Raw genomic sequence first — 22,610 nt, 5'->3', positions numbered from 1 at the left:
ACGGGAAATTCGATGCAGGCCTTTGAACAATTCCATTTGCTCGCCCTGGTTGATTCGGCGATCAGCCTGACGGTGGCTTTCCTGCTCGGCGGCGTCATCGGATTCGAGCGACAGGTACGTCAGCGCACGGCTGGATTGCGCACTAACACACTGGTCGCGGTGGGTTCGGCTGCGTTCGTGGTGCTTGCCAACCGGCTCAATGGCCATGAAGGTGCGGTGCACGTGGTGGCTTACGTTGTGTCGGGCATCGGGTTCCTGGGTGCTGGCGCGATCATGAAGGAAGGTGCGAATGTGACCGGCTTGAACACAGCCGCGACGCTTTGGGGTTCGGCCGCTGTGGGTGCTTGTGCCGGCGCTGATCTGATTGGGGAAGCGGTGCTGGCCGCGATCTTTGTGTTGGCCAGCAACACCCTGCTTCGACCGGTGGTGAATCGCATCAACCGCCAACCGGTGAAGGAGGAGTTCGCCGAGGCCACCTACACCGTGTATGTCATCTGTGAGCGGGCGCGCCAGGCGGAGCTACGGGAAAGACTGGTCGAGTTGCTGGAAGGATCGAACTACCCGGTGCGGGACGTTAACCAGCACGCGTTCGGCCAAGGGGACGCCGAAATCGAAGCGACGTTGTATGCGACGGCAGTCGAGGCTTCAGAACTGGACCGCACCATGACGGCCATGGAGGCTGAGCCCGGGGTATCGCAAGCATTTTGGAATGCGCGTTCCGAGGATTGACATCCCGGGTGAGCGAATGCTGCACGCCCAGTCAATCGCAATCCTCGACGGCTGAGATTGCAGGCATATGTGTTGGGCATTGCGCACCGTTTTTCTATCTCTGCTAGAACCAAGCATGTCTCGTCTGCCGGCTCTGCCGTGACGGCACAGGTCGGGAGATCACTCGATGCGCGACCCTGACCGCACATCGTTTCTGATCGGCTGCCACCGTACACCGCGATGGCTTGCACGAGGCTTCACTTTTTAAAATTCTTTTGCCCGGAACAATTAGCCATGATGTCTTTCACAAGTCGAGCGCCCGGCCGGCGGCGCATCGAATCAGGCGTCGTGCGCCGGTCGAAGGCCCGAAGCTTTGTGTGGGCGTTGAGTCTCTTTGCAGGTGTGAGTCTGGCCCCGCCGGCGATGGCGGCACCCGAAGAAATTCAGGTCTATCTCGACGACATGAGCGAGCCCGGCAAGTTCGGCGTCGATGTTCACAACAACTACGTTTTTTCCGGAAACTCAAAGCCCAGCTATCCCGGTGAGCAACCACCGGCGCATGTCTATCGTCTGACGCCGGAGTTCTACTACGGGCTCACCGACACATTGGAACTCGGCCTGTACGTGTTGGGTACGCGAACCGCTGCGTCCAACACGAGCGTAGTCGGCGGCAAATTCCGGATCAAGTACATCGCCCCACACGACAAGGAGCAGGGCTTTTTCTGGGGTGCGAATCTGGAAGTCGGGCGAACCGACCTGCGGGTGTCGCCTACGCCCTGGAATGCCGAACTCAAGGGCATCTTCGGCTATCGCACCGGCCCTTGGACACTTGCCGTCAATCCCAACTTCGACTGGAGCATTTCGCGAGGCGGTGGCCCGGTCACGTTCGACGTGGATGCCAAAGTTGCCTACGCGATCGATGCCAAAACGCAGATCGGTTTTGAAACCTACAACGAACTGGGGCCGCTTCGACACCTCGATTCCTTGAGTAAAAACAGCAAGACCTTGTTTGCTGTTGTCGATCATGAATTCACGGGCTTCGACGTGAACCTGGGCATCGGCAAAGGCATCACCAAAGAGGCCGACAAATGGACTTTGAAGTTCATTGTCGGCACGCACTTTTGAGCTGAGCCCGAACGCGCCCGCCTCGTCAGGCCCCGCGCAGTTGTGCCCGGAGCTTCTCGCCGATCTCCGGGCGCTCGAGAAACGGATCGGCCGGGTTCGTGATCGACACGATGTTCTCCATGCGGCTCTTCACGTTGCCCAGCGCCTTGGGGTGGCTGAACACGTAGAACTGGTTGTCGCTGATCGCGGCAAACACCTTGTGCGCCACTTCGGCCGCGGTGATCTTGCCGCTGCTGACCGCCTTGTTGCTCATGGCCTGACCGATCAGCTGGCTCTTGGTGAGCTCTTCGTTCTTCGGCGCGTTCGGGCGGTTGCGCTCGCTGCTGGTGATGCCGGTCGGCACGAAGTACGGGCACAGGAGGCTGGCGCCGATCTGGTCGGTGACGAGGTTCAGGTCTTGGTACAGCGTCTCTGTCAGGCTCACGACCGCGGCCTTGGCGGCGTTGTAGATGCCCATGTTCGGTGGCGTGAGCAGGCCGGCCATGCTTGCCGTGTTGGTGATGTGGCCGCGCCAGCTCGGGTCGGCGGCGGCCGCCTCCAACATCATCGGCGTGAAGAGGCGCACGCCGTGCACCACGCCCCAGACGTCGACGCCAAGCACCCATTCCCAGTCGGCCACGGTGTTCTCCCACACCAACCCGCCTGCACCGACGCCCGCGTTGTTGAAGACGAAATGCGGCGCACCGAAGCGCGCCTTGACGTCGACCGCGAGCTGTTCCATTTGCGCCGCGTTGGCCACGTCGACCTTGCGCGCCAGCACCTGAACGCCAGCGGCTTCCATCTCGGCCTGAGCCTTATCGAGCGCGTCCTGCTGCACGTCGACCAGCACGAGGTTCATGCCACGTGAGGCGCCGATGCGCGCGCATTCGAGGCCGAAGCCCGAGCCTGCGCCGGTGAGTACGGCGGTCTTTCCAATGAAGTCCTGAATCATGCGTTGTCTGCTTTCTTGAGTACGTAACCGATGCGGGGGAAATGAACGTGCAGCGTGCCGGCGCGGTCGTCGGTGCGCTCCAGCGTGTAATGCATGCGCGAAGCGGCGACGAGCTTGCCCACGGTCTCCTCGAGGCCGAAGCTTTCTGCGCGAATGGTGACCTGCGTGCCGAGCGGGATGCCGTGGTCGTCCTGGAAGGTGCTGTCCGTCAGCAGTGAACCCGGCATTGATGCTTTGCCGACTGCGATGGCTTCGTCGGCGCTGAATTGGGTCGACTTGCCGTGGCCGATCGCCGCGATACGGTCCATCCAGTCGCCCACCGCGGGCGTCAGCTCGAGGATGCCTTTGACCGCCTCGATGCGACGCGTGTACCAGAGCGGGTGGTAGGCAGAAAAGTCGGCGATGCACGGCATTTCACCGAGTAAAAATGGCTTGTCGTCCAGCATGTCGGAGATGCGGCGCAGGTACGACTTGTAAGCCGCCGCAGCATCGGCCGGACGCAGTCGCGTCATGTTGCCGACGCTCATCTTGCCGCGGTCTTCGCCGAAGGCCTTGATGGCTTCGGGTGGCGCTTTGACAAACACTTCGGCTGCGCCTTTGGGCTGCAGGTTCCAGGCCATCGCGGCCCAGAACAGGGTACTGTCGGCCCATTGCGCGAGGATGCGCGACATGCCTTTTTCTGGCTCGGGATACAGCGTCGGCTCGGGTGCGAGATGTTCGAGCACGTCGGCGATCAGCGCCGTGTCGCAGTAGATGTCGGCGCCGACCTGCAGCACCGGCGTACGACGGTAGCCGCCGGTCAGCGGCAGCACATCGGGCTTGGGCATGATCGCCGGAATGAAGACCGATTTCCAGGGCAGCTTCTTGTGGCCGAGGATGAGTCGCAGCTTCTCGGAGAAGGGCGAGGTCGGGTAGTGGTGCAGGATGAGATCGGACATGGGTTCCTTGTGTTCGTTTTGTTCAGTGCTCTGCAGCATCAGCGCGGCATCGCGCGCTGCAGGATCGAATCGAAATCGGTGCCTGCGCCAAGCGTGCCGAAAGCTTGGCCCCAGTCGCCGCCGAGGCGCGATGCGCAGAAGGCACCGACGACAGCCGGGGGCGATGTCTGAGCCAGCAGAGCGCCCTGCACTGCCAGCGCCACGTCTTGCGCGAGCCGGCGCGCTTCGGTCTCCGATGCCAACAGGTCGATGCGCGATGGCAACGCATCGATGAGGCGGTCGAGCGCCACGTGCTGACCGCGGACTGGCGCGAGTTCATGCGCAAGTGCCGCTGCGGCATCGCCTTTGCGCAGGCCGCGCAAGAGGTCGAGCGCCATGATGTTGCCGGCACCTTCCCAGATGGAGTTGAGCGGCATCTCGCGGTACACGCGGGCCATGACGCCTTCGCCCCCCTCTTCCACATAGCCGTTGCCGCCGAGGCATTCCATCGCCTCCTGCGCGAAGTGGCTGCCGCGCTTGCAGATCCAGAACTTGGCGACCGGCGTGAGGATGCGCGCCATGAGACGTTCGTGTTCGGCGTGCGGATGATCGAAGGCGCGCGCCAGCCGAATCGCCAACGCAGTAGCGGCTTCGCTCTCAAGTGCGAGATCGGCCAGCACGTTCTTCATCAGCGGCTGGTCGATCAACGACTTGCCGAAAGCCTGGCGTTGCGCCGTGTGATTCAGCGCCAGTGAAAGCGCCTGCCGCATCAGGCCGCTGGTGCCCAGAGCGCAATCGAGCCGCGTCATCGTGCCCATCTCGAGGATCTGCGGGATGCCACGCCCTTCTTCGCCAACGAGCCAGGCGCTCGCACCCAGGAACTCGACTTCGGAGCTGGCATTGGCTTTGTTGCCGAGCTTGTCTTTCAGGCGCTGAATTCGGATGGCGTTGTGGACGTTATTGCTTGCGCCGTCCGCCATCCATTCCGGCAGCACGCGCGGCAGGAAGAAGCAAGTGAGCCCGGCCGGCGCTTGTGCCAGCACCAGAAAGGCATCGCACATCGGCGCGGAAAAGAACCACTTGTGACCGGTAATCTCATAGCGCTCGCCCCACGCGTCGCTTCCGACGCGTACGGCACGCGTCGTGTTCGCGCGGACGTCGGAGCCGCCCTGCTTTTCGGTCATGCCCATGCCCATGGTCACGCCCGGCTTGTCCTTGAACGACTTGAGCGCAGGGTCGTACGAAAGACTGCTGAGCTTGGCGCCCCAGTCCGCATAGACAGCAGCATTGCTGCGAAGCGCCGGTGTGGCGGCGTAGGTCATCGAGATCGGGCACAGGATCGACGCTTCCAGCTCGGTGAAAAGCATGAAGCCGGCCGCGCGCTCGACGTGCGCTGCCGGATTTGTTCCCCCCCAAGGCGTCCCATGCAACCCGGCTCCCACAGCGGCCTTCATCAACGCGTGGTAGCTCGGATGAAACTCCACCGCGTCGATGCGCCGCCCAAAGCGATCATGCGTATGCAGCTGCGGCCCGTTGACATTGGCAAGCCGCGCATGCGTCTGCATCTCCGCGCTGCCGATCGTCTCGCCCAGCTCGTGCAAACCGGCGGTCTGCAGGTTCGGCGCGTTGAACTTCAACGCATCGCGAAGCGGTCGATTGGTTTCGAACAGGTTGTAGCCCACCAGCGGAGCGGGCTGGTTGAAGACGTCGTGTGTCGTGTCCATGACCGGCCTCCTCTTCGTTGTACTGCTGGTGGGCTGGGCAGGATCAGCTCAATCGGCTCGGACAACAGATCAGATCAGCTTGACCAGCTGCTTGCCAAAGTTCTTGCCCTTCAGCAAACCCAGAAAAGCTTCCGGCGCTGCCTCGATGCCTTCGGCAATCGACTCGCGCGGCTTGAGCTTGCCGGTGCCGACCAACCCGCCCAGTTCGGCCAGCGCTTCGGGCCAGATTTCCATGTGTTCGCTGACGATAAAGCCTTCGAGCTTGACCCGGTTGATAAGAAACAGCGCGGGATTGGCGAGCGGCAGCGGCGCGCCGTCGTAACCGGCGATCATTCCGCACATCGCGATGCGCGCGAAGGCGTTGAGACGCAGCATGACCGCATCGAAGATGTAGCCGCCGACATTCTCGAAGTAACCGTCGATGCCGTCGGGGCAGGCTTCCTTGAGTGCAGCACTCAGGCTCTTGACGTCGGGATGCTGCTTGTAGTCGATGCAGGCATCGAATCCCAATTCTTCGACCACGTACTTGCATTTGTCCGGTCCGCCAGCGATGCCGACCACCCGGCAGCCGCGTGCCTTGGCGAGCGCGCCGAAAGCGCTACCGACCGCGCCCGAGGCTGCGGTGATGACGACCGTTTCACCCTCCTTCGGCGCGATGATTTTCACCAGTCCATACCAGGCCGTGACGCCCGGCATGCCGACCGCGCCGAGGTAGTGAGACAGCGCAACGTGCGTGGTGTCGACCTTCTTCAGCGAGCCGGGTACGGAGCCGTCGACCACGCTGTATTGCTGCCAGCCGCCGAAGCCGACCACCTTGTCGCCGATTTGAAATTTAGGGTGCTTGCTCTCGACCACTTCGCCCGCGGTACCGCCCTGAAATACGGCGCCGGTCGGCTGGTTGGCCGTGTAGCTTTTCGAGTCGTTCATGCGACCACGCATGTACGGGTCGAGGCTCATGAAGTGATGGCGCACCAGCACCTGGTTGTCTGCGAGCGGCGGCGTCTCTGCGGTCACCAGCTTGAAATTGCTGGCGGTCGCTTCGCCCTCGGGGCGGTTGTCGAGGTGGATCTGTTTATTGGTCGGCATGGGAATCTCTCGCTTCGAATGATCGGTCGTTGAAGTTCAGTCCGTCGACAGCGGTTGCATGCTGTTGACGGTTTTGGAGTCGACCGGCAGACGCTTCACATATTTGAAGGTGCCGGTGGCGTGCGAGCAGGCGCGACCTTGCTCGTCGAAGATGGTGGCTTCGGTGAAAGCCATCGTCGCGGTGCGATGCATCAACCGGCCTTTGCCGACCAATGGCCCGCGGGCCGGTTGCATGAAGCTGGTTTTCATCTCGATGGTGACGACGCCCATCTCGGGTTGCATGCTGCGCGCGGCAGCTGCCATCGTGACGTCCATCAACGTCATGCACGCGCCGCCGTGGGTCACGAAGAAGCTGTTGAGGTGTTCCGGCTGCGCCGTGTAGTGCAGCTCCGATTCACCGCCCTCGAAGCGCTCGAGCGTGAACCCGAGGTGATCGACGAACGGAATGACGACGCCGAAAGAAAGACTCATGCCGCTGCCTCGCTCAGGATGCGCCGAGCACCACGCTCACGCCGCCATCGACTGCCAGCCACTGGCCGGTGATGTGCTTGCCGGCATCGCTCGCGTACAGCAGCGTGATGCCCTTCAGGTCTTCTTCATCGCCCAGACGGTTGAGCGGCGCCGCGGCGGCCATCTTCTCTTCGCCCAATTGCTTGATCAGTCCGGCCGCCAGTTTGGTCATGAAGAAACCGGGGCAGATCGCGTTCACGTTGATGTTGTAGCGGCCCCATTCGGCGGCCAGCGTTTGCGTGAAGCCGATCACCGCGGTCTTGGACGTGTTGTAGGCCAGCGTCTTCATGTCCGGACCGTTGCCGTTCAGCCCGGCAATCGACGCGATGTTGATGATGCGGCCGGCCTTCCTGGGGATCATGTAGCTCTTGGCGACCTGCTGCGCCAGGATGAAGTAGCCGCGCACGTTGAGGTTCATGACCTTGTCCCAGGCCGCCACCGGATGGTCTTCGGCGGCGGCGCCCCAACTGGCGCCGGCGTTATTGACGAGGATGTCGATGGCGCCCATGCGCTCCAGCGTTTCGTCGGCCAGGCGTCGCGTGTCTTCTTCCTTCGAGCAATCTGCGGCGATCCAGCGCGCGTCGATGCCTGCGGCTTGCAGTTCCGCTGCGGCCTGCTCCAGGTCTTCGGCCTTGCGTGAACTCAACATGACGCGCGCGCCAGCCTCGCCGAGGGCATGCGCCATCTGCAAGCCGAGGCCGCGCGAGCCGCCGGTGATGAGTGCGGTCTTGCCTGTGAGGTCGAACAGTTGTTGGGTGGTGCGTGCGGTCATGGGCGAGGTTCTCCGATGGTTTTAATAAGTCTCGATGGTTCTAGTGGGCGTGGAAGTCGAGCACGGCGCGCGATTCGCGCAGCGTTCCGAGCGTAGCGCTCACCTCTTTGTGCGTCGGGTGGACCAGATAAGCCTGCAGCGCCGCGGCGTCGTCGAACACCGAGTAAAGCACCACGTCATGGTTGGCCTCCAAGCCCTCTGCGCGCGTCGCCACTTCAAACTCGCGCATGCCGGGCACGATGCCTTTGCAGGTGTCGAGCAACTGCTTGAAGTCTTGTGCGTTGGCCGCATCGAGCAGCTTCCACATCACGATATGTTTGATCATTGCCATGTCGTTTTCAGTGAAGTCGCGAGCGAACGTAGATGAGCACGAATCCGACCAGCGCGACCACGCCGCCAAGCACCGCCATCGACCATCCGAGGACGGGATTCGTGCGACCGGTCGCTATGCCGAGGGCCATGACGAACAAGCCGACGTAGATCAGCGCCCATGTCCACTTTTCGAGGGTGGCGTGCGATTTTTCCGTCATCAAAATGCGTCTTCAGGCAGTGCGGTGCAGGTAGGGTCACGGCTCTCCACCACGTTGAGCCAGGCGCCGATCTTGGGCAGTTCGTAATGGAAGAAGTAAGCGGCGGCGCCGACGCGTCCGGCCGTTGCGGGGTTCGACTGCGTCGCATCGACTTCGAGCGTCCGATGTGCCACGTCGAGCCATATCCAGGCCAGCACCGTGTGGCCGAACGCCTGCATGTAAGGCACTGCGTTGGCGAGCGCGTCGTTCGGGTTGCCGGTCGACCAGGCGGCTTCAGTGGCGGTGCCGATGCGTTGCAACGCCGTGAGCAAGGCCTTGGCGTGGTCGGCGAGCGAAGGCACTTCGGATGCGCGACGCGCGGTGTCGGTCATGCGGCCGGCCAGCAACTTCAGGCCACGCCCGCCTTCCATGAGCACCTTGCGGCCCAGAAGATCGGCGGCCTGGATACCGTGCGTGCCTTCGTGAATCATGTTCAGGCGGTTGTCGCGCCAATACTGCTCGACCGGAAAGTCGCGTGTGTAGCCATAGCCACCGTGGACCTGGATGGCCAGCGAATTGGCTTCGAGGCACCACTCGCTCGGCCAGCTCTTGGCAATGGGCGTCAGCACCTCGAGCAGCAGCCGCGCATCGTCTGCGCCCTGCGCGCCACCGGTTTTTTGTTCGTCGACCAACTTGGCGCAATACAGCTCTAGCGCCAGCGCGCCTTCGCAGTACGCCTTTTGCGCGAGCAGCATGCGGCGCACGTCGGCGTGTTCGATGATGCGCACTTGTGGGCTCGCCGAGTCTTTGACGGCTGCGCCCGGCCCGGCTGTCGCTCCGTCGGTCGGCTTCTTCATGAGCCGTCCCTGCGGCCGCGCCTTGGCGTAGTCGAGCGAAGCGTAGTAGCCGGCCATGCCGAGCATTGTCGCGGCGGTGCCGACGCCGATGCGTGCCTCGTTCATCATGTGGAACATGCAGTGCAGGCCTTTTCCGGCCGAGCCGACGAGATAGCCCACGGCACCCGCGCGCTGGTCGACCGGGTACTTGCCCTCGCCGAAATTCAGCAGGGTATTGGTGGTGCCGCGCCAACCGAGCTTGTGGTTGAGGCCGGCCAACGCCACATCGTTGCGCTCACCGGTCAGGTTGCCGGCGGTGTCGACCATCTTCTTCGGCACGATGAAGAGCGAGATGCCGCGCGTGCCCGGCACCAGCTTGCCGTTTTCGTCCGGGATCTTGGCCAGCACGATATGAACGATGTTCTCGGTCAGCTCGTGGTCGCCCGACGAAATCCACATCTTGTTGCCGGTGAGCCGGTAGCGTGGCCCGAGCGGGTCGTTCTGGAAGTCGGCGCCATCGGGCACCGCACGCGTCACGACGTCGCTCAGCGACGATCCGGCCTGCGGCTCGGACAGGCACATGGTGCCGGCCCAGCGGCCGGAAAATTCGTTCTTTGCGAACACCTCTTTCTGCATTTCGGTGCCGTGCACCATCAACAGATTGGCATTGCCGCTGGTCAGCATGTTGGAGCCGATGCTGACCGACGCCATCGCAAAAAAACAGTTGGCAGCCGCGCTCAGGGTGTACGGCAACTGCATGCCGCCGATGTCGTAGTCCTGCGCCGCACTCATCATCCCGGAGTCGACAAAGGCCTTGTGCGCATCGTGCGTGGCCTGCGGCAGGATGACCTTTTCGCCGTCGAAGTGCGGCTCCTGCGTGTCGACCGTGCGATTGAACGGCGCGTACTTCTCGCGCGCGATGCGCTCGCAGGTGTCGAGTACCGCATCGAATGTTTCGCGCGAGTGATCACCGAAACGTTCGCGCTGGTTGAGCGACTCGGCATCGAGCCAGTCGTAAAGGAGAAAGTCGAGGGTGGGACGGAGGCTCATGGCAATCTCGAGATGGAACGCCGACTACGACTCGGCCATATTCGTGAAACACCGCGGAACTGGCTCTGCCAGTCCGCCGGTGTTGCCCCCCGGCAGGGGGGAAGGCGAGCGACACGAAGTGCGCGAGCCTCTGGGGGACGAGTCAAATGACTTCGAACACGCCCGCAGCGCCCATGCCGCCGCCGATGCACATCGTGACCAGCACTTTTTTGGCACCGCGGCGCTTGCCTTCGATGAGCGCGTGGCCGGTCAGGCGCTGGCCGCTCACGCCGTAGGGATGGCCGACGGCGATCGCGCCGCCATCGACGTTCAGCAGTTCCGCCGGGATGCCGAGCTTGTCGCGGCAGTAGATGACCTGCACCGCAAAGGCTTCGTTCAGTTCCCACAGGTCGATGTCGGCAACCGTCAGGCCGAGACGCTTCAAAACCTTGGGAATGGCGAAGACCGGGCCGATGCCCATCTCGTCAGGCTCGCAACCCGCGACCGCGAAGCCGAGGAAGCGACCGATCGGCTTCAAGCCCTTTTGCTCTGCGTACTTTTCGTGAACCAGCACGCAGGCGCCGCCACCATCCGAAAACTGGCTGGCGTTGCCAGCTGAAATCACACCGCCGGGCATGGCCGGGCGAATGCCGCTGATGCCTTCCTTGGTGGTGCCGGCGCGAATGCCTTCGTCGTTCTCGATGGTGACTTCTTTGGTGCGCAGACCGAGCACGGCGTCGGCCACACCGGCCAGCACGGTGATCGGCGCGATTTCATCCTTGAAGCGACCGGCTTCGAGCGCGGCGGTAGCCTTCTGCTGGCTGCCGGCGCCGTACTCGTCCATCGCCTCGCGGCCGATGTTGTAGCGCTTGGCAACCTGCTCGGCCGTTTGCAGCATGTTCCAGTAGATCTCCGGCTTCATCTTCATGAGCGCAGGGTCGGTGATCATGTGACGGTTGGCTTCGTTCTGCACGCAAGAAATGCTTTCGACGCCACCAGCCACATACACGTCGCCCTCGCCCGCGATGATGCGCTGCGCCGCGGTCGCGATGGTCTGCAGACCCGAGGAGCAAAAGCGGTTGATGGTCATGCCCGACGTGGTGACCGGCAGGCCGGCGCGCAGGGCGATCTGTCGCGCAATGTTCGAGCCGGTGGCGCCTTCAGGCGTGGCGCAACCCATGATGACGTCGTCCACCGAGGCCGGGTCGATGCCCGCGCGCTGCACGGCGTGCTGCACCGCATGGCCGCCGAGGGTGGCGCCGTGCGTCATGTTGAAGGCACCTTTCCAGCTCTTGGCAAGCGGAGTACGGGCGGTGGAAACGATCACGGCGCTGGTCATGGGGATGTCCTTGCTAGAAGAATGAAACGGAAAATGGAACGAAGGAGGGACGAAAAAGAGCGAGGGCTCAAAGAGCGGGCGTAGGACCGACCGGGCCCGACGCATTGATGAGAAGCTGACGATAGAACTGAATCATCTCGGCGTAGTTCGCAACCGAGATGCGCTCGTTGGTGCCGTGAAACCTGCTCAGGTCTTGAGGGCCGAGCCGCAAAGGCGAAAAGCGATAGATGGCGTCGCTCACGATACTCATGTGGCGCGAGTCGGTGGCCGCCGTCATGAGCCCGGGAGCAACCACCGCTTCAGGAAACTCTTGCCGCAGCGTCTGCTGGATGGCTCGGTAGCCGGCGTTGTCGGTCGGCGAGATGGGCGATGGCTCGGCGTTGCCGGCATACGACTTCACCTGAATGGTGTCGTTGCCCAGCGCCTTGCGCATATGCGATTCGACGCTGGCCAGCGTATCGCCCGGCAACAGCCGGAAGTTGACCGCCGCGTCGACATGACCGGGCAGCACGTTGTCCTTGTTGCCCGCTTGCAGGATGGTCAGCGCGGTGGTCGTGCGCAGCGTGGCATTGGTGCTCGGGTTCTTTTCAAGCTGGCTCTTGACGAGCGGCGTCGTGAGCCAGAGGTTGGACAGCATGACCCGGTTGATGCCCTTCATCTCGGGCGCCAGCGTGGCAAACATCTCGCCCGCCACGCCGCCGATCGAGGCCGGCATCTGGTCGTTCTCGAGGCGCGCGAGTGCGGCGCCCATGGTGCCGATCGCACTGTGCGGCGGTGGCATCGACGAGTGGCCGGGGGCCGCGTCGAGCGACAGGAAGAAGGTGCCGTAGCCCTTCTCCGCCAGGCCGACCAGTGCAGCCGGCCTGTCGAGTCCGCCAATCACGCCGTCGATGACCGCCAGCCCTTCGTCCAACACCCAAGACAGCCGCACGGCCCGGGATTTGAGCAACTCGGAAATCGGCTTGGCGCCGCGCAAGCCATTCACTTCTTCGTCGTCGCCGGCAATGAGATAAACGGTCTGCTTCGGCTGAAAGCCGCTGCCGATGAGCATCTCGATGGCTTCCATTTGAGACAACAGGTTGCCCTTGTTGTCCATGGTGCCGCGACCCCAGATGTAGCCGTCATGCACCAGTCCGCTGAACGGGTCCTCCGTCCAGCTTTTCTCTGTCCCGGATGCAATGGGCACCACGTCCTGATGCGCCATCAGCGCGATCGGTGGTGCCTTGGCGTCGGTGCCGGCCCAGGTGTACAGCAACGCATGCTGCCCGATCACTTCCTTCTTCAGCGTGGCGTGCAGCTTGGGGTATTGCTGCGCAAGCAGCAGATGCAACTTGTCGAACTCGGCAGCGTTCAGCGCCGGGTCGTCGGCACTCGCCACGGTGTGCAGCACGATCGCGCTCGACAGCCGCTTGGCGGCCGCTTCGGCGTCGATCGCCGGCTTGGCGACCGGTGCCACCGCGATCTGCCGCGACGGCGTCAGCCACGTCTTGCCTGCGACAGCGACGACGAGAACGCCCACCACCAGCAACAGCGCCAGAAGAATGCGTTTGATCATCGTGCGCTGTCGGGGTGACGGTGACGTCGGCAGTCCGGCTCGGGCACGCTCAACTGAAGCTCTTGCCTTCAGCCACGAGCTTTTGGATCAACGGTGCCGGCTGCCAGAAGCTCGCGTCGTCGCGCGGGTTCTTGGCAAAACGCTTCATCGATTCCGACACGTTGAACAGGCCGACCTGGCTGGCGTAGTGCATCGGGCCACCGCGGAAGATCGGGAAGCCATAGCCGGTGAGGTAGACCATGTCGATGTCGCCGGACTTGCTGGCGATGCCGTCCTCGAGAATGTGCGCACCTTCGTTGACCAGCGCATACACCAGACGCTGGACGATCTCGTCGTCCGAGATCTTGCGAGGTGTGATGCCTTCGTCCTTGCGGTGTTGCTCGATCATGTCCAGCACGAGCTTGCTCGGAATGGCATCGCGCTTGCCGGCCTGGTAGTCGTACCACCCTGCCCCGGTCTTCTGGCCGAAGCGACCGAGCTCGCACAGCTTGTCTGCGGTGCGGCTGTACTTCATGTCGGCGCGCTCGGTGGCGCGGCGCTTGCGGATCGCCCAGCCGATGTCGTTGCCGGCCAGGTCGCCCATGCGGAACGGGCCCATGGCAAAGCCGAACTTCTCGACCGCCTTGTCGACCTGTTGCGGCGTCGCGCCTTCGTCGATCAGGAAACCGGCCTGGCGGCTGTACTGCTCGATCATGCGGTTGCCGATGAAGCCGTCGCAGACGCCGGACACCACCGCGGTCTTCTTGATCTTCTTCGCGACGCCCATCACCGTAGCGAGTACGTCTTTGGCAGTGTCCTTGCCGCGAACGACCTCGAGCAGCTTCATCACGTTGGCCGGGCTGAAGAAATGCATGCCGACCACGTCCTGCGGGCGCTTGGTGAAGGCTGCGATCTTGTCGACGTCGAGCGTGGAAGTGTTCGACGCGAGAATGGCGCCAGGCTTGGCGACGCGATCGAGTTCCTTGAACACCGCCTCTTTCACGCCAAGTTCTTCAAACACGGCTTCGATGATGAGGTCGCAGTCTTTCAGGTCGTCGTAGCTCAAGGTGGTGCTGAGCATCGCCATGCGCTGGTCGTACTTGTCTTGCTTGAGCTTGCCCTTCTTGACCTGCGATTCGTAGTTCTTCTTGATGGTGGCGATGCCGCGGTCGAGTGCGTCCTGCTTCATTTCGAGGATCTTGACCGGCACGCCCGCGTTCAAGAAGTTCATCGAGATGCCGCCGCCCATGGTGCCGGCACCGATGACGCCGACCGACTTGACCGCGCGCTGAGGCGTGTCGTCAGCCACGTCGGGGATCTTGCTGGCGGCACGTTCGGCCACGAAGAGATGGCGCAATGCCAGCGACTCGGGAGTGAACATCAGCGCGGTGAACACACGGCGCTCTTCGGCCATGCCCGCGTCGAACTTCATCGTCGTCGCGGCCTGTACGGCCTCGACGCACTTAAGGGGCGCCGGGTAGTTCTTCGACATACCGGCGACCATATTTTTCGCGAACTGGAAGTAGGCGTCGCCTTGCGGGTGCTTGCACGGCAGATTCCGCACCAGCGGCAACGCGTCACCGGTCTTGCCGGCGACCGACTTGGCTAACTCGACGGCCTCGTCCATCAGCGATTCAGGCGACGACGCGAGCTTGTCGAACAGTTTCTGGCCCGGCAGGCTCGCCAGCACTTCGCTCTTGACGGCTTCACCGCTGACGATCATGTTGAGTGCGGTCTCGACGCCGAGCACGCGCGGCAGGCGCTGCGTGCCGCCAGCGCCGGGAATCAGCCCGAGCTTGACTTCAGGCAGCGCCACGCTGGTGCCGGGCGCGGCAATGCGGTAGTGGCAACCGAGTGCCAGTTCGAGCCCGCCGCCCATGCAGACCGAGTGAATCGCCGCGACGATGGGTTTGGCCGAGGCTTCGAGCGAGAGGATCACGCTCAGCAGATTGGGTTCTTGCAGCGCCTTGGGCGTGCCGAATTCCTTGATGTCGGCACCGCCGGAGAACGCCTTGCCGGCGCCGGTGAGCACGATCGACTTGACGGCCGGATCGCCATTTGCCTTGGCGAGGCCATCGGTGATGCCGATGCGCGTTGCGAAGCCGAGACCGTTGACCGGAGGGTTGGTCAGGGTGATCACGGCGACATCGCCGATCACTTTGTATTCAGCCGTCATGGCGCGTTCCTTAGGTGGGAATAAAAACTGGAGAAAAAAGCACGAGTGTTCTTTTCCCTGAAATTTTAGGCGTTTACGAACGCCCGGCAATCGGCTTCAGTCGCTGCGGGGACAAATCAACGAGAGGCTAGACCTCGAGCCATTCTTTTCGAGTGCCCGAATCTGCGCGCAGGCTGTCGGGCGTACCGTCGAAAACGATGCTGCCATGGCCCATGACCAGCACCCGATCGGAGATGCGCATGGCGATGGTCAACTTCTGTTCGATCAACAAAACCGAGATGCCCTTGTCCTTGAGCGTCTTCAGATACTGCCCCACGAGCTCGACAATTTTGGGCGCCAGACCTTCGGTCGGCTCGTCGATGATGATGAGATCGGGGTCGCCCATCAGCGTGCGACACAGTGTGAGCATCTGCTGCTCGCCACCCGACAGTACGCCCGCCTCGGTGTGCTCCCGCTCTTTCAGGCGCGGGAACATTTCGTACATGTCGTTGAAGCTCCAGCGGCTGCCCTTGCCCGAACCCTTTTGGCCGAGCAACAGGTTTTGATGCACCGTGAGGTTCGAGAAGATGTCGCGGTTCTCCGGCACGTAGCCGATGCCCATGTGCGCAATCTCGTAGGCCTTTTTGCGCAGCATGTCCTGACCCTTCCAGTGCAGGCCGCCCTCGGCATGCACCAAGCCCATGATCGCCTTGGCGGTGGTCGAGCGGCCCGACCCGTTGCGACCCAGGAGCGCGACGATTTCGCCGGCGTTGACGTCAAAAGAAACGCCGTGCAGCACGTGGCTCTTGCCGTAGTAAGCGTTGATGTCTTGAAGTTTCAGCATGGTCAGTGGCCCCCTTGTGCATCGGCCGCCGACGAGCCCAGATACGCCTCCTGCACACGCGCATTGGCGCGCACAGCGGCGGGAGTGTCGAAGGCGATGATCTCGCCATACACGACGACGGCGATTTTGTCGGCCAGGCCGAACACCACGCCCATGTCGTGCTCCACCGTCAGCAAGGTTTTGCCAATCGTCACCTGTTTGATGAGCGCGATGAAGTGAGACGTCTCGGTCTTGCTCATGCCGGCGGTAGGCTCGTCCAGCAGGATGACGCTGGCGCCACCCGCGATGGTCACGCCGATCTCCAGCGCACGCTGTTCTGCGTATGTGAGGTTCACCGCCAGCACATTGCGCTTTTTCTCCAGGCCGACCTGGCGCACCAGCTCTTCGGTGCGCTCGTTGGCATCGTGCATCTTCGACAGGAAGCGCAGGAACGTGTAGCCGGCACCCAGGCTCCACAGCACGCCGCAGCGCAGGTTCTCGAACACGCTCAGTTTCGGGAATATGTTGGTGATCTGGAAGCTGCGCGACAAACCCAGACGGTTGATCTCGTAAGGCTGTTTGCCGTCGATGCGCTGCCCATGCAGGAGTACTTCGCCAGTGGTCGGTGCAAGCCGCCCGCTGATGAGGTTGAACAGCGTCGACTTGCCGGCGCCATTGGGTCCGATGATGGCGATGCGGTCGCCCGCGTCGATGGCCAGGTCGATGCCGCGAATGATTTCGGTCTTGCCGAAAGTCTTTGTCAGCGACTTGAGTTCCAGTGCGTGCGTCATGCTGTCTCCCGACGCTTGATTTCGAATTCGATTTCTTCCTGCGCCTTGCCCCACACCTTGACGTAGCGGCGCCGCACCACCTCGAAGAGTGCCAGGCCGACGACCAGCAACGCGACAGCAATGAGCCAGCTCATAGGCGATGAGGTGTCGAGCTCGAAGGTCGCAAGTCGAACAGTCGGGCCGAGGGCCGCGTTCAACTGCATGTGATAGATCATTTCGACAATGGCCGCCGCGCCCGCGACCATGACGGCCGCGGTCACGATGAGCCCGGCATACAACGCGTAGAAGCGATGAAACTTGCCGAACAACGCGACGCGCACGTTCATCATGATCAGGCTGGCGACGCCGCCGGGCGCGAACATCACCATCAGCAAAAAGACCAGGCCCAGGTACAAAAGCCAGGCCTTGCTGAGTTCGGACAACAGCACAGATGCGAACACCAGCAGCACGGCGCCGATCATCGGGCCGAAGAAGAAGGTCGCGCCACCCAGAAAGGTAAAGAGCAGATAGCCACCTGAACGAAGCCCGTTCAGGCTGTCGGCCGCATTCACGATCTCGAAGTTGATAGCCGCAAGTCCGCCGCCGATGCCGGCGAAGAAGCCCGCGATGATGAACGAGAAGTAGCGCACCCGCTGCGTGCTGTAGCCGATGAACTCGACCCGCTCCGGGTTGTCGCGCACCGCGTTCAACATGCGTCCGAGCGGTGTGCCAGTGAAGGCGAACATGAGCCCGGTGCAGATGAAGCAATAGACCGCGATCAGGTAGTACACCTGGTTCTGCCGCTCGAAGGTGATGCCGAAAAGCGGCATGCCGTAGACCCGGTTGGTGGTGATACCGCCCTCGCCGCCGAAGAAAGTCGGGAACATCAGCGCCATGGCCGCGACCAGTTCGCCCAGGCCGAGCGTGATCATCGCGAAGGTGGTGCCCGACTTCTTGGTGCTGACATAGCCGAACAAGACGGCGAAGAACATGCCGCCCAGGCCACCGACCAGGGGAATGAGCACCAGCGGCACCGGCAGCGAGCCCTTGGCCGCGAGATTCATCGTGTGGATGGCGATGAACGAGCCGAGCCCGACGTACACGGCGTGGCCGAAACTCAACATGCCGCCCTGCCCCAACAACATGTTGTAGCTCAGGCAGATGATGATGAGGTAGCCGATCTGCGACAGCATGGTGAGCGCCAGGCTGCTGGTGAATATCATCGGCGCGACGATCAGCGCGACGGCGAAGACCGACCAGACGACGATGCGTCCGGTGTTCAGCGGCCTTGTGCTGCGTTGCTGCATTGCGGGCTCATGTGCCGCCGGTTCATTCACCGCCGGCTTGGTTGCGATAGTGCTCATTGGCTAGTCCTCCCGGGTGCCGAGAAGGCCCTTGGGCCGGAAAATCAGGATCAGCACGAGGAACAGGTACGGCAGGATAGGGGCCACCTGCGAGATCGTGAGCTTGAGCAGTTCGTAGCCGAAGGTCTGTTCGGTCACGGCCACGCCAACCGCTTGCAGCGCTGTCGCGAGCGACTCATCCATCGCCACGGCAAAGGTCTGCACGATACCGATCAACAGCGACGCCAGGAAGGCGCCCGCCAACGACCCCATGCCGCCGACCACGACGACCACAAAGATGATCGATCCGACCGATGCGGCCATCGCGGGTTCAGTAACGTAGGTATTGCCTCCGATGACCCCGGCGAGACCGGCCAGTGCCGCACCGCCGCCGAACACCAGCATGAAGATGCGCGGCACGTTATGGCCGAGCGCCTCGACCATTTCAGGGTGCTTGAGTGCCGCCTGGATCACCAGTCCGATGCGCGTGCGCGTGAGCAGCAGCCAGACCGACACCAGCATCAGCATCGCGACCAGCATGATGAAGGAGCGCGACTTGGGAAACTGCGTGCCGTACAACGAAAAAAGCGGGCCCTGCAATTGAGTCGGCAGGCCGTAAGGCACCGTCGAGCGGCCCCAGATGAGTTGCACCAGTTCGAGGATGAGGTACGACAGGCCGAAGGTGACGAGCAGTTCGGGCACATGGCCGAACTTGTGTACGCGCCGCAGGCTGTAGCGCTCGAAAGCCGCGCCCAGCAGACCGACCAGCAGCGGCGCTAAAAACAGCGCCGGCCAGAAGCCGACCACGCCCGAGACGGTATAGGCCAGGTACGCACCCAGCATGTAGAAGCTGGTGTGCGCGAAATTGAGGACGCCCATCATGCTGAAAATCAGGGTCAGGCCCGAACTCAGCATGAACAGCAGCAGCCCGTAGCTGACGCCATTGAGCAGCGAGATAGCGAAAAATTCGACGTTCATCGTTCTCTCGAATTACATGCGGATGAAATGGAAAAAAGAAAAAGGCCCGATGGTTTAGGTCGGGCCTCGACACACTCTAAACGCAGACAGCGATCAAGGCCGCTTCATCTGGCACGAGGTCGGCGTGCTGGCCACATAGGGCTCGTAGTACTTGACCGGCGCCAACGTATAGCCAGTGTTTTCCGGGCTGTACGGATACTTGGCGCTGGCCTTTTCCCATTTGGCGATGTACAGGCCCTGCTGGATCTGGTGGTCGGCCTTGCGCAGTTCCACTTCACCGTTGAAGCTTTTGAACTTCATGCCTTCCATGGCAGCCGCCACCTTGACGGGGTCGGTCGACTTGGCCTTGACGAAGGCCTGGGTCAGTGCCTCGAATACGGTGTAGATGTCGGACGTGTACAGGTCGTCGTTGAACTTCGCCTTGAATTCGGCGGCATACCGCTGCATGTCGCCGCCCATGTTGTAGTGGGCGTAACCGACCTGGTACACCTTGCCGTCGGATGCCGCGCCCATGGCGGTCGGCGTGCCGGTGGTCACGGCGTAGTAGGTGTAGAACTTGACGTTCAGGCCCGAGTCGTTGGCTGCTTTGATCAGCAGCGCCAGGTCGGAGCCCCAGTTGCCGGTGATGACCGTGTCTGCACCCGACGCCTTGATCTTGGCGATGTAGGGCGCGAAGTCGCGAACCTGCGCCAGTGGATGCAGGTCGTCGCCGACGATCTGGATGTCGGGGCGCTTGTCTTTCAGGTTGGCCTTGGCGAACTTCGAGACCTGCTGGCCGTGCGAATAGTTCTGGCCAATGATGTAGACCTTCTTGATTTCCGCCTGATCCTTCATGTAGGTGGTCAGCGCCTCCATCTTCATCGAGGTGTCGGCGTCGAAGCGATACTGCCAATAGCTGCACTTGCTGTTGGTCAGGTCGGGGTCGACCGCCGCGTAGTTCAGGTAAAGCGCCTCTTTGCCAGGGTTGCGCGCATTGTTCTTCTCGAGTGCATCGATGATGGCCAGCGCGGGGCCGGAGCCGTTGCCTTGAACGATGTAGCGCGCGCCCTGGTCCATGGCCGAACGCAGCGCGCTCGTAGTCTCTTGCGGGCTCAGCTTGTTGTCGATGCCGATGATTTCGAACTTGACGCCGGCGGCGTTTTTCTTGTTGAACTCTTCAGCGAAGAACTGGAAGGTCTTGAGCTGGTTGGTGCCGACCGCAGCCATCAGGCCTGACAGTGGATCGAGCCAGCCGATCTTGACGGTTTCGCCTTTTTGGGCGAACGCGCCGGTGGCACTTGCCACGAGGATCGTGGCGGTGAGGAATTTAAGGGCGAACTTCATTCTGTGTCTCCTGTTACTTGGCTGTCGAGTCGAATCGAGGTTACAAGCCTTTCCTGCCTCGATGCTCAGGGAATGCCCGTAAGCGCACCGGCCCGATGGCCGTTTTCCGTCGGTTTCTATCGCGCAGGCGACAGCAATTTCTACCGGGCGGTAGAACGCCGATCGACACATTCATTTGCATGCCGATCAGCAGGCCTTTACAAAGCGCCGGGACGCTTCGTCTGGCACGACGTCGGCGTGCTCGCAACATAGCGCTCGAAGTACTTCACGGGCGCCATTGTGTAGCCCGTGTTCTTGGCATTTCCCGCCCATGTTGTAGCGACCGTAAGCCATCATGTAGACCTTGTCGTCCGATGCGGCGCCCATGGCGGTAGGCGTGCCGGCGCCGGGCGCGCAGTAGGTCATGAGGCTCACATCATGCTGATGGCAACTTGTAGTCCCTGAGTTGCTCACGCAGTTTTGTTTTGAGGATCTTGCCGGTGGCACCGATCGGGATCGCTTCGATGAACACCACGTCATCGGGAATCTGCCACTTGGCAGTCTTGCCCTCGTAGAACTTGAGCAACTCTTCGCGTGTGACCTCGCCCCCAGGCTTCTTGACCACGACAACGATCGGCCGCTCATCCCACTTCGGATGCGCCACACCCACGCAGGCCGCCATCGCGATGGCTGGATGCGCGACGGCGATGTTCTCGATGTCGATCGAGCTGATCCATTCGCCGCCGGACTTGATGACATCCTTGCTGCGGTCGGTGATCTGCAAGTAGCCGTCGGCGTCGATGGTCGCCACGTCGCCTGTCGGGAACCAGCCGCGGTGCTGCGCGTCGGGGATGAGCGGGTCGCCGCCCTCGCCCTTGAAGTATTCCTTGACGATCCACGGACCCTTGACCAGCAAATCGCCATACGCCTTGCCGTCCCATGGCAGCTCCTCGCCTGCGCCGTCGACGATCTTCATGTCGACGCCGAAGATCGCGCGGCCCTGCTTCATGCGGATGAGGGTCTGCGCCTCGGGTGGCAGCGATAAATGCTTGTTCTTCAAAGTGCACAGTGTTCCGAGCGGGCTCATTTCCGTCATGCCCCATGCGTGCAGCACCTCGACGTTGTACTGGTCCTGAAAGGCCTTGATCATGGCCGGCGGACAGGCCGAACCACCGATCACCGTGCGGTTCAGTTTGGAGAACTTCAGCTCGTTGGTCTGCATGTGGCCGAGCATCATTTGCCAGACCGTCGGCACGCCTGCCGCGAAGGTCACGCCTTCGGATTCGATGAGTTCGAAGATCGACTTGCCGTCCATCGCCGGCCCCGGAAACACCAGCTTGGCACCCACCAGCGCCGCCGAGTACGGAATGCCCCAGGCGTTGACGTGAAACATCGGCACCACCGGCAATACCGAGTCGCGTGCCGAGATGCACATCACGTCGGGCAACGCCGCAGCGTAGGCGTGAAGGATGGTCGAGCGGTGGCTGTAAAGCGCAGCCTTCGGGTTGCCGGTGGTGCCGCTCGTGTAGCACATGCTCGACGCCGAGTTTTCGTCGAAGGTCGGCCAGTCGTAGACGGTCGAATGGGTACCCATCCAAGCTTCGTAGCTCACCAGGTTCGGGATACCGGTATCGGCGGGCAGCTTGTCGGCATCGCACAGCGCGACGTATTTCTTGATCGATGGGCAACGCGCGTGCACCGCCTGCACCAGCGGCAGAAAGGTCATGTCGAAGCACAGGATCTGGTCTTCAGCGTGGTTGGCGATCCAGGCGATCTGGTCGGGGTGCAGTCGCGGGTTGATGGTGTGCAGCACGCGGCCGGTACCGCTGACGCCGTAATAGAGCTCCAGGTGACGATACCCGTTCCAGGCCAGCGTGGCGACGCGGTCGCTGAAGATCAGTTGCTCTTCATCCAGCGCGTTGGCGACCTGGCGGGATCGGGATGCGATCTGGCTCCAGGTGCTGCGGTGAATGTCGCCTTCGACCCGACGAGAAACGATTTCGGCGTCGCCGTGGTGGCGCTCGGCAAATTCGATCAGCGACGAGATCGAAAGTGGTTGGTCTTGCATCAAACCCAGCATGGGGAAATTCCTTAAAAGATCGAAAAGCGAAAACGAAAAAACAGCAAAAGAAATCGTTGCGGGAGTATTGCGCAGTGCAGCAACGCGCCGATGGGGGAATGCCCCATGTCGACGCTCGGGTCCGTGCGGCGCGTGCGGC

General features: G+C 62.2%; 20 protein-coding genes. 2 read left to right on the top strand and 18 right to left on the bottom strand.

Annotated features, from left to right (window positions below; all coding sequences use genetic code 11):
• The first annotated feature begins 12 nt into the window (after positions 1–12).
• Complete coding sequence (locus H7F36_RS16665) at positions 13–729, top strand: MgtC/SapB family protein (RefSeq protein ID WP_187051859.1); 717 nt, start codon at positions 13–15, stop codon at positions 727–729.
• Positions 730–948: 219 nt separating this feature from the next.
• On the top strand, positions 949–1,833 hold the full coding sequence (locus H7F36_RS16660) for a hypothetical protein (protein WP_187051858.1): 885 nt from the start codon (positions 949–951) through the stop codon (positions 1,831–1,833).
• Between the two features lie 25 nt (positions 1,834–1,858).
• Here the strand turns inward: H7F36_RS16660 and H7F36_RS16655 are convergent, their stop codons facing one another.
• From H7F36_RS16655 to H7F36_RS16570, 18 genes are all read right to left on the bottom strand, one after another.
• Complete coding sequence (locus H7F36_RS16655) at positions 1,859–2,764, bottom strand: SDR family oxidoreductase (protein ID WP_187051857.1); 906 nt, start codon at positions 2,762–2,764, stop codon at positions 1,859–1,861.
• Positions 2,761–3,702, bottom strand: coding sequence for a glutathione S-transferase family protein (locus tag H7F36_RS16650; RefSeq protein WP_187051856.1), 942 nt, complete (start codon positions 3,700–3,702; stop codon positions 2,761–2,763). The genes H7F36_RS16655 and H7F36_RS16650 overlap by 4 nt, the downstream gene beginning before the upstream one ends.
• A gap of 38 nt (positions 3,703–3,740) precedes the next feature.
• Positions 3,741–5,405 (bottom strand): isovaleryl-CoA dehydrogenase, encoded by a 1,665-nt coding sequence (locus tag H7F36_RS16645; protein ID WP_187051855.1) that lies wholly within the window; start codon positions 5,403–5,405, stop codon positions 3,741–3,743.
• A 69-nt stretch (positions 5,406–5,474) separates the two neighbouring features.
• Complete coding sequence (locus H7F36_RS16640; RefSeq protein WP_187051854.1) at positions 5,475–6,491, bottom strand: NADP-dependent oxidoreductase; 1,017 nt, start codon at positions 6,489–6,491, stop codon at positions 5,475–5,477.
• A gap of 36 nt (positions 6,492–6,527) precedes the next feature.
• Positions 6,528–6,962, bottom strand: a complete 435-nt coding sequence (locus tag H7F36_RS16635; RefSeq protein WP_187051853.1) for a PaaI family thioesterase — start codon at positions 6,960–6,962, stop codon at positions 6,528–6,530.
• Between the two features lie 13 nt (positions 6,963–6,975).
• The gene (locus H7F36_RS16630) at positions 6,976–7,773 is read right to left on the bottom strand and encodes an SDR family oxidoreductase (RefSeq protein ID WP_187051852.1); all 798 of its coding nucleotides are present in this window, start codon (positions 7,771–7,773) and stop codon (positions 6,976–6,978) included.
• Positions 7,774–7,813: 40 nt separating this feature from the next.
• On the bottom strand, positions 7,814–8,104 hold the full coding sequence (locus H7F36_RS16625; protein WP_410003039.1) for a Dabb family protein: 291 nt from the start codon (positions 8,102–8,104) through the stop codon (positions 7,814–7,816).
• A gap of 7 nt (positions 8,105–8,111) precedes the next feature.
• Positions 8,112–8,303 carry a hypothetical protein gene (locus H7F36_RS16620; protein WP_187051851.1) on the bottom strand — a complete coding sequence of 64 codons (192 nt, stop codon included), beginning with the start codon at positions 8,301–8,303 and terminating at the stop codon, positions 8,112–8,114.
• Complete coding sequence (locus tag H7F36_RS16615) at positions 8,303–10,168, bottom strand: acyl-CoA dehydrogenase (protein WP_187051850.1); 1,866 nt, start codon at positions 10,166–10,168, stop codon at positions 8,303–8,305. The genes H7F36_RS16620 and H7F36_RS16615 overlap by 1 nt, the downstream gene beginning before the upstream one ends.
• A gap of 142 nt (positions 10,169–10,310) precedes the next feature.
• Entirely contained in the window at positions 10,311–11,486 is a 1,176-nt protein-coding gene (locus tag H7F36_RS16610; RefSeq protein ID WP_187051849.1) for an acetyl-CoA C-acyltransferase, read from the bottom strand.
• Positions 11,487–11,553: 67 nt separating this feature from the next.
• On the bottom strand, positions 11,554–13,041 hold the full coding sequence (locus tag H7F36_RS16605) for a M20 family peptidase (protein WP_187051848.1): 1,488 nt from the start codon (positions 13,039–13,041) through the stop codon (positions 11,554–11,556).
• A gap of 49 nt (positions 13,042–13,090) precedes the next feature.
• Positions 13,091–15,196, bottom strand: a complete 2,106-nt coding sequence (locus tag H7F36_RS16600; RefSeq protein WP_187051847.1) for a 3-hydroxyacyl-CoA dehydrogenase NAD-binding domain-containing protein — start codon at positions 15,194–15,196, stop codon at positions 13,091–13,093.
• Between the two features lie 127 nt (positions 15,197–15,323).
• Positions 15,324–16,019 (bottom strand): ABC transporter ATP-binding protein, encoded by a 696-nt coding sequence (locus H7F36_RS16595; RefSeq protein WP_187051846.1) that lies wholly within the window; start codon positions 16,017–16,019, stop codon positions 15,324–15,326.
• 2 nt (positions 16,020–16,021) lie between these two features.
• The gene (locus H7F36_RS16590; protein ID WP_187051845.1) at positions 16,022–16,789 is read right to left on the bottom strand and encodes an ABC transporter ATP-binding protein; all 768 of its coding nucleotides are present in this window, start codon (positions 16,787–16,789) and stop codon (positions 16,022–16,024) included.
• Positions 16,786–18,075: a branched-chain amino acid ABC transporter permease gene (locus H7F36_RS16585; protein WP_261802671.1), complete on the bottom strand. Its 1,290-nt coding sequence runs from the start codon at positions 18,073–18,075 to the stop codon at positions 16,786–16,788. Before H7F36_RS16585 ends, H7F36_RS16590 begins: the two co-directional genes overlap by 4 nt.
• Before the next feature lie 60 nt (positions 18,076–18,135).
• Complete coding sequence (locus H7F36_RS16580) at positions 18,136–19,089, bottom strand: branched-chain amino acid ABC transporter permease (protein WP_187051843.1); 954 nt, start codon at positions 19,087–19,089, stop codon at positions 18,136–18,138.
• Between the two features lie 93 nt (positions 19,090–19,182).
• Entirely contained in the window at positions 19,183–20,412 is a 1,230-nt protein-coding gene (locus tag H7F36_RS16575; protein ID WP_187051842.1) for a branched-chain amino acid ABC transporter substrate-binding protein, read from the bottom strand.
• Between the two features lie 415 nt (positions 20,413–20,827).
• Entirely contained in the window at positions 20,828–22,471 is a 1,644-nt protein-coding gene (locus H7F36_RS16570) for a 3-(methylthio)propionyl-CoA ligase (protein WP_187051841.1), read from the bottom strand.
• Between the last annotated feature and the right edge of the window lie 139 nt (positions 22,472–22,610).

The organism is Variovorax sp. PAMC28562, assembly GCF_014303735.1.
GTDB lineage: Bacteria > Pseudomonadota > Gammaproteobacteria > Burkholderiales > Burkholderiaceae_C > Variovorax.
The sequence above is the reverse complement of the archived record's forward strand: the minus strand, read 5'-3'. Positions and strand labels throughout refer to the sequence as shown.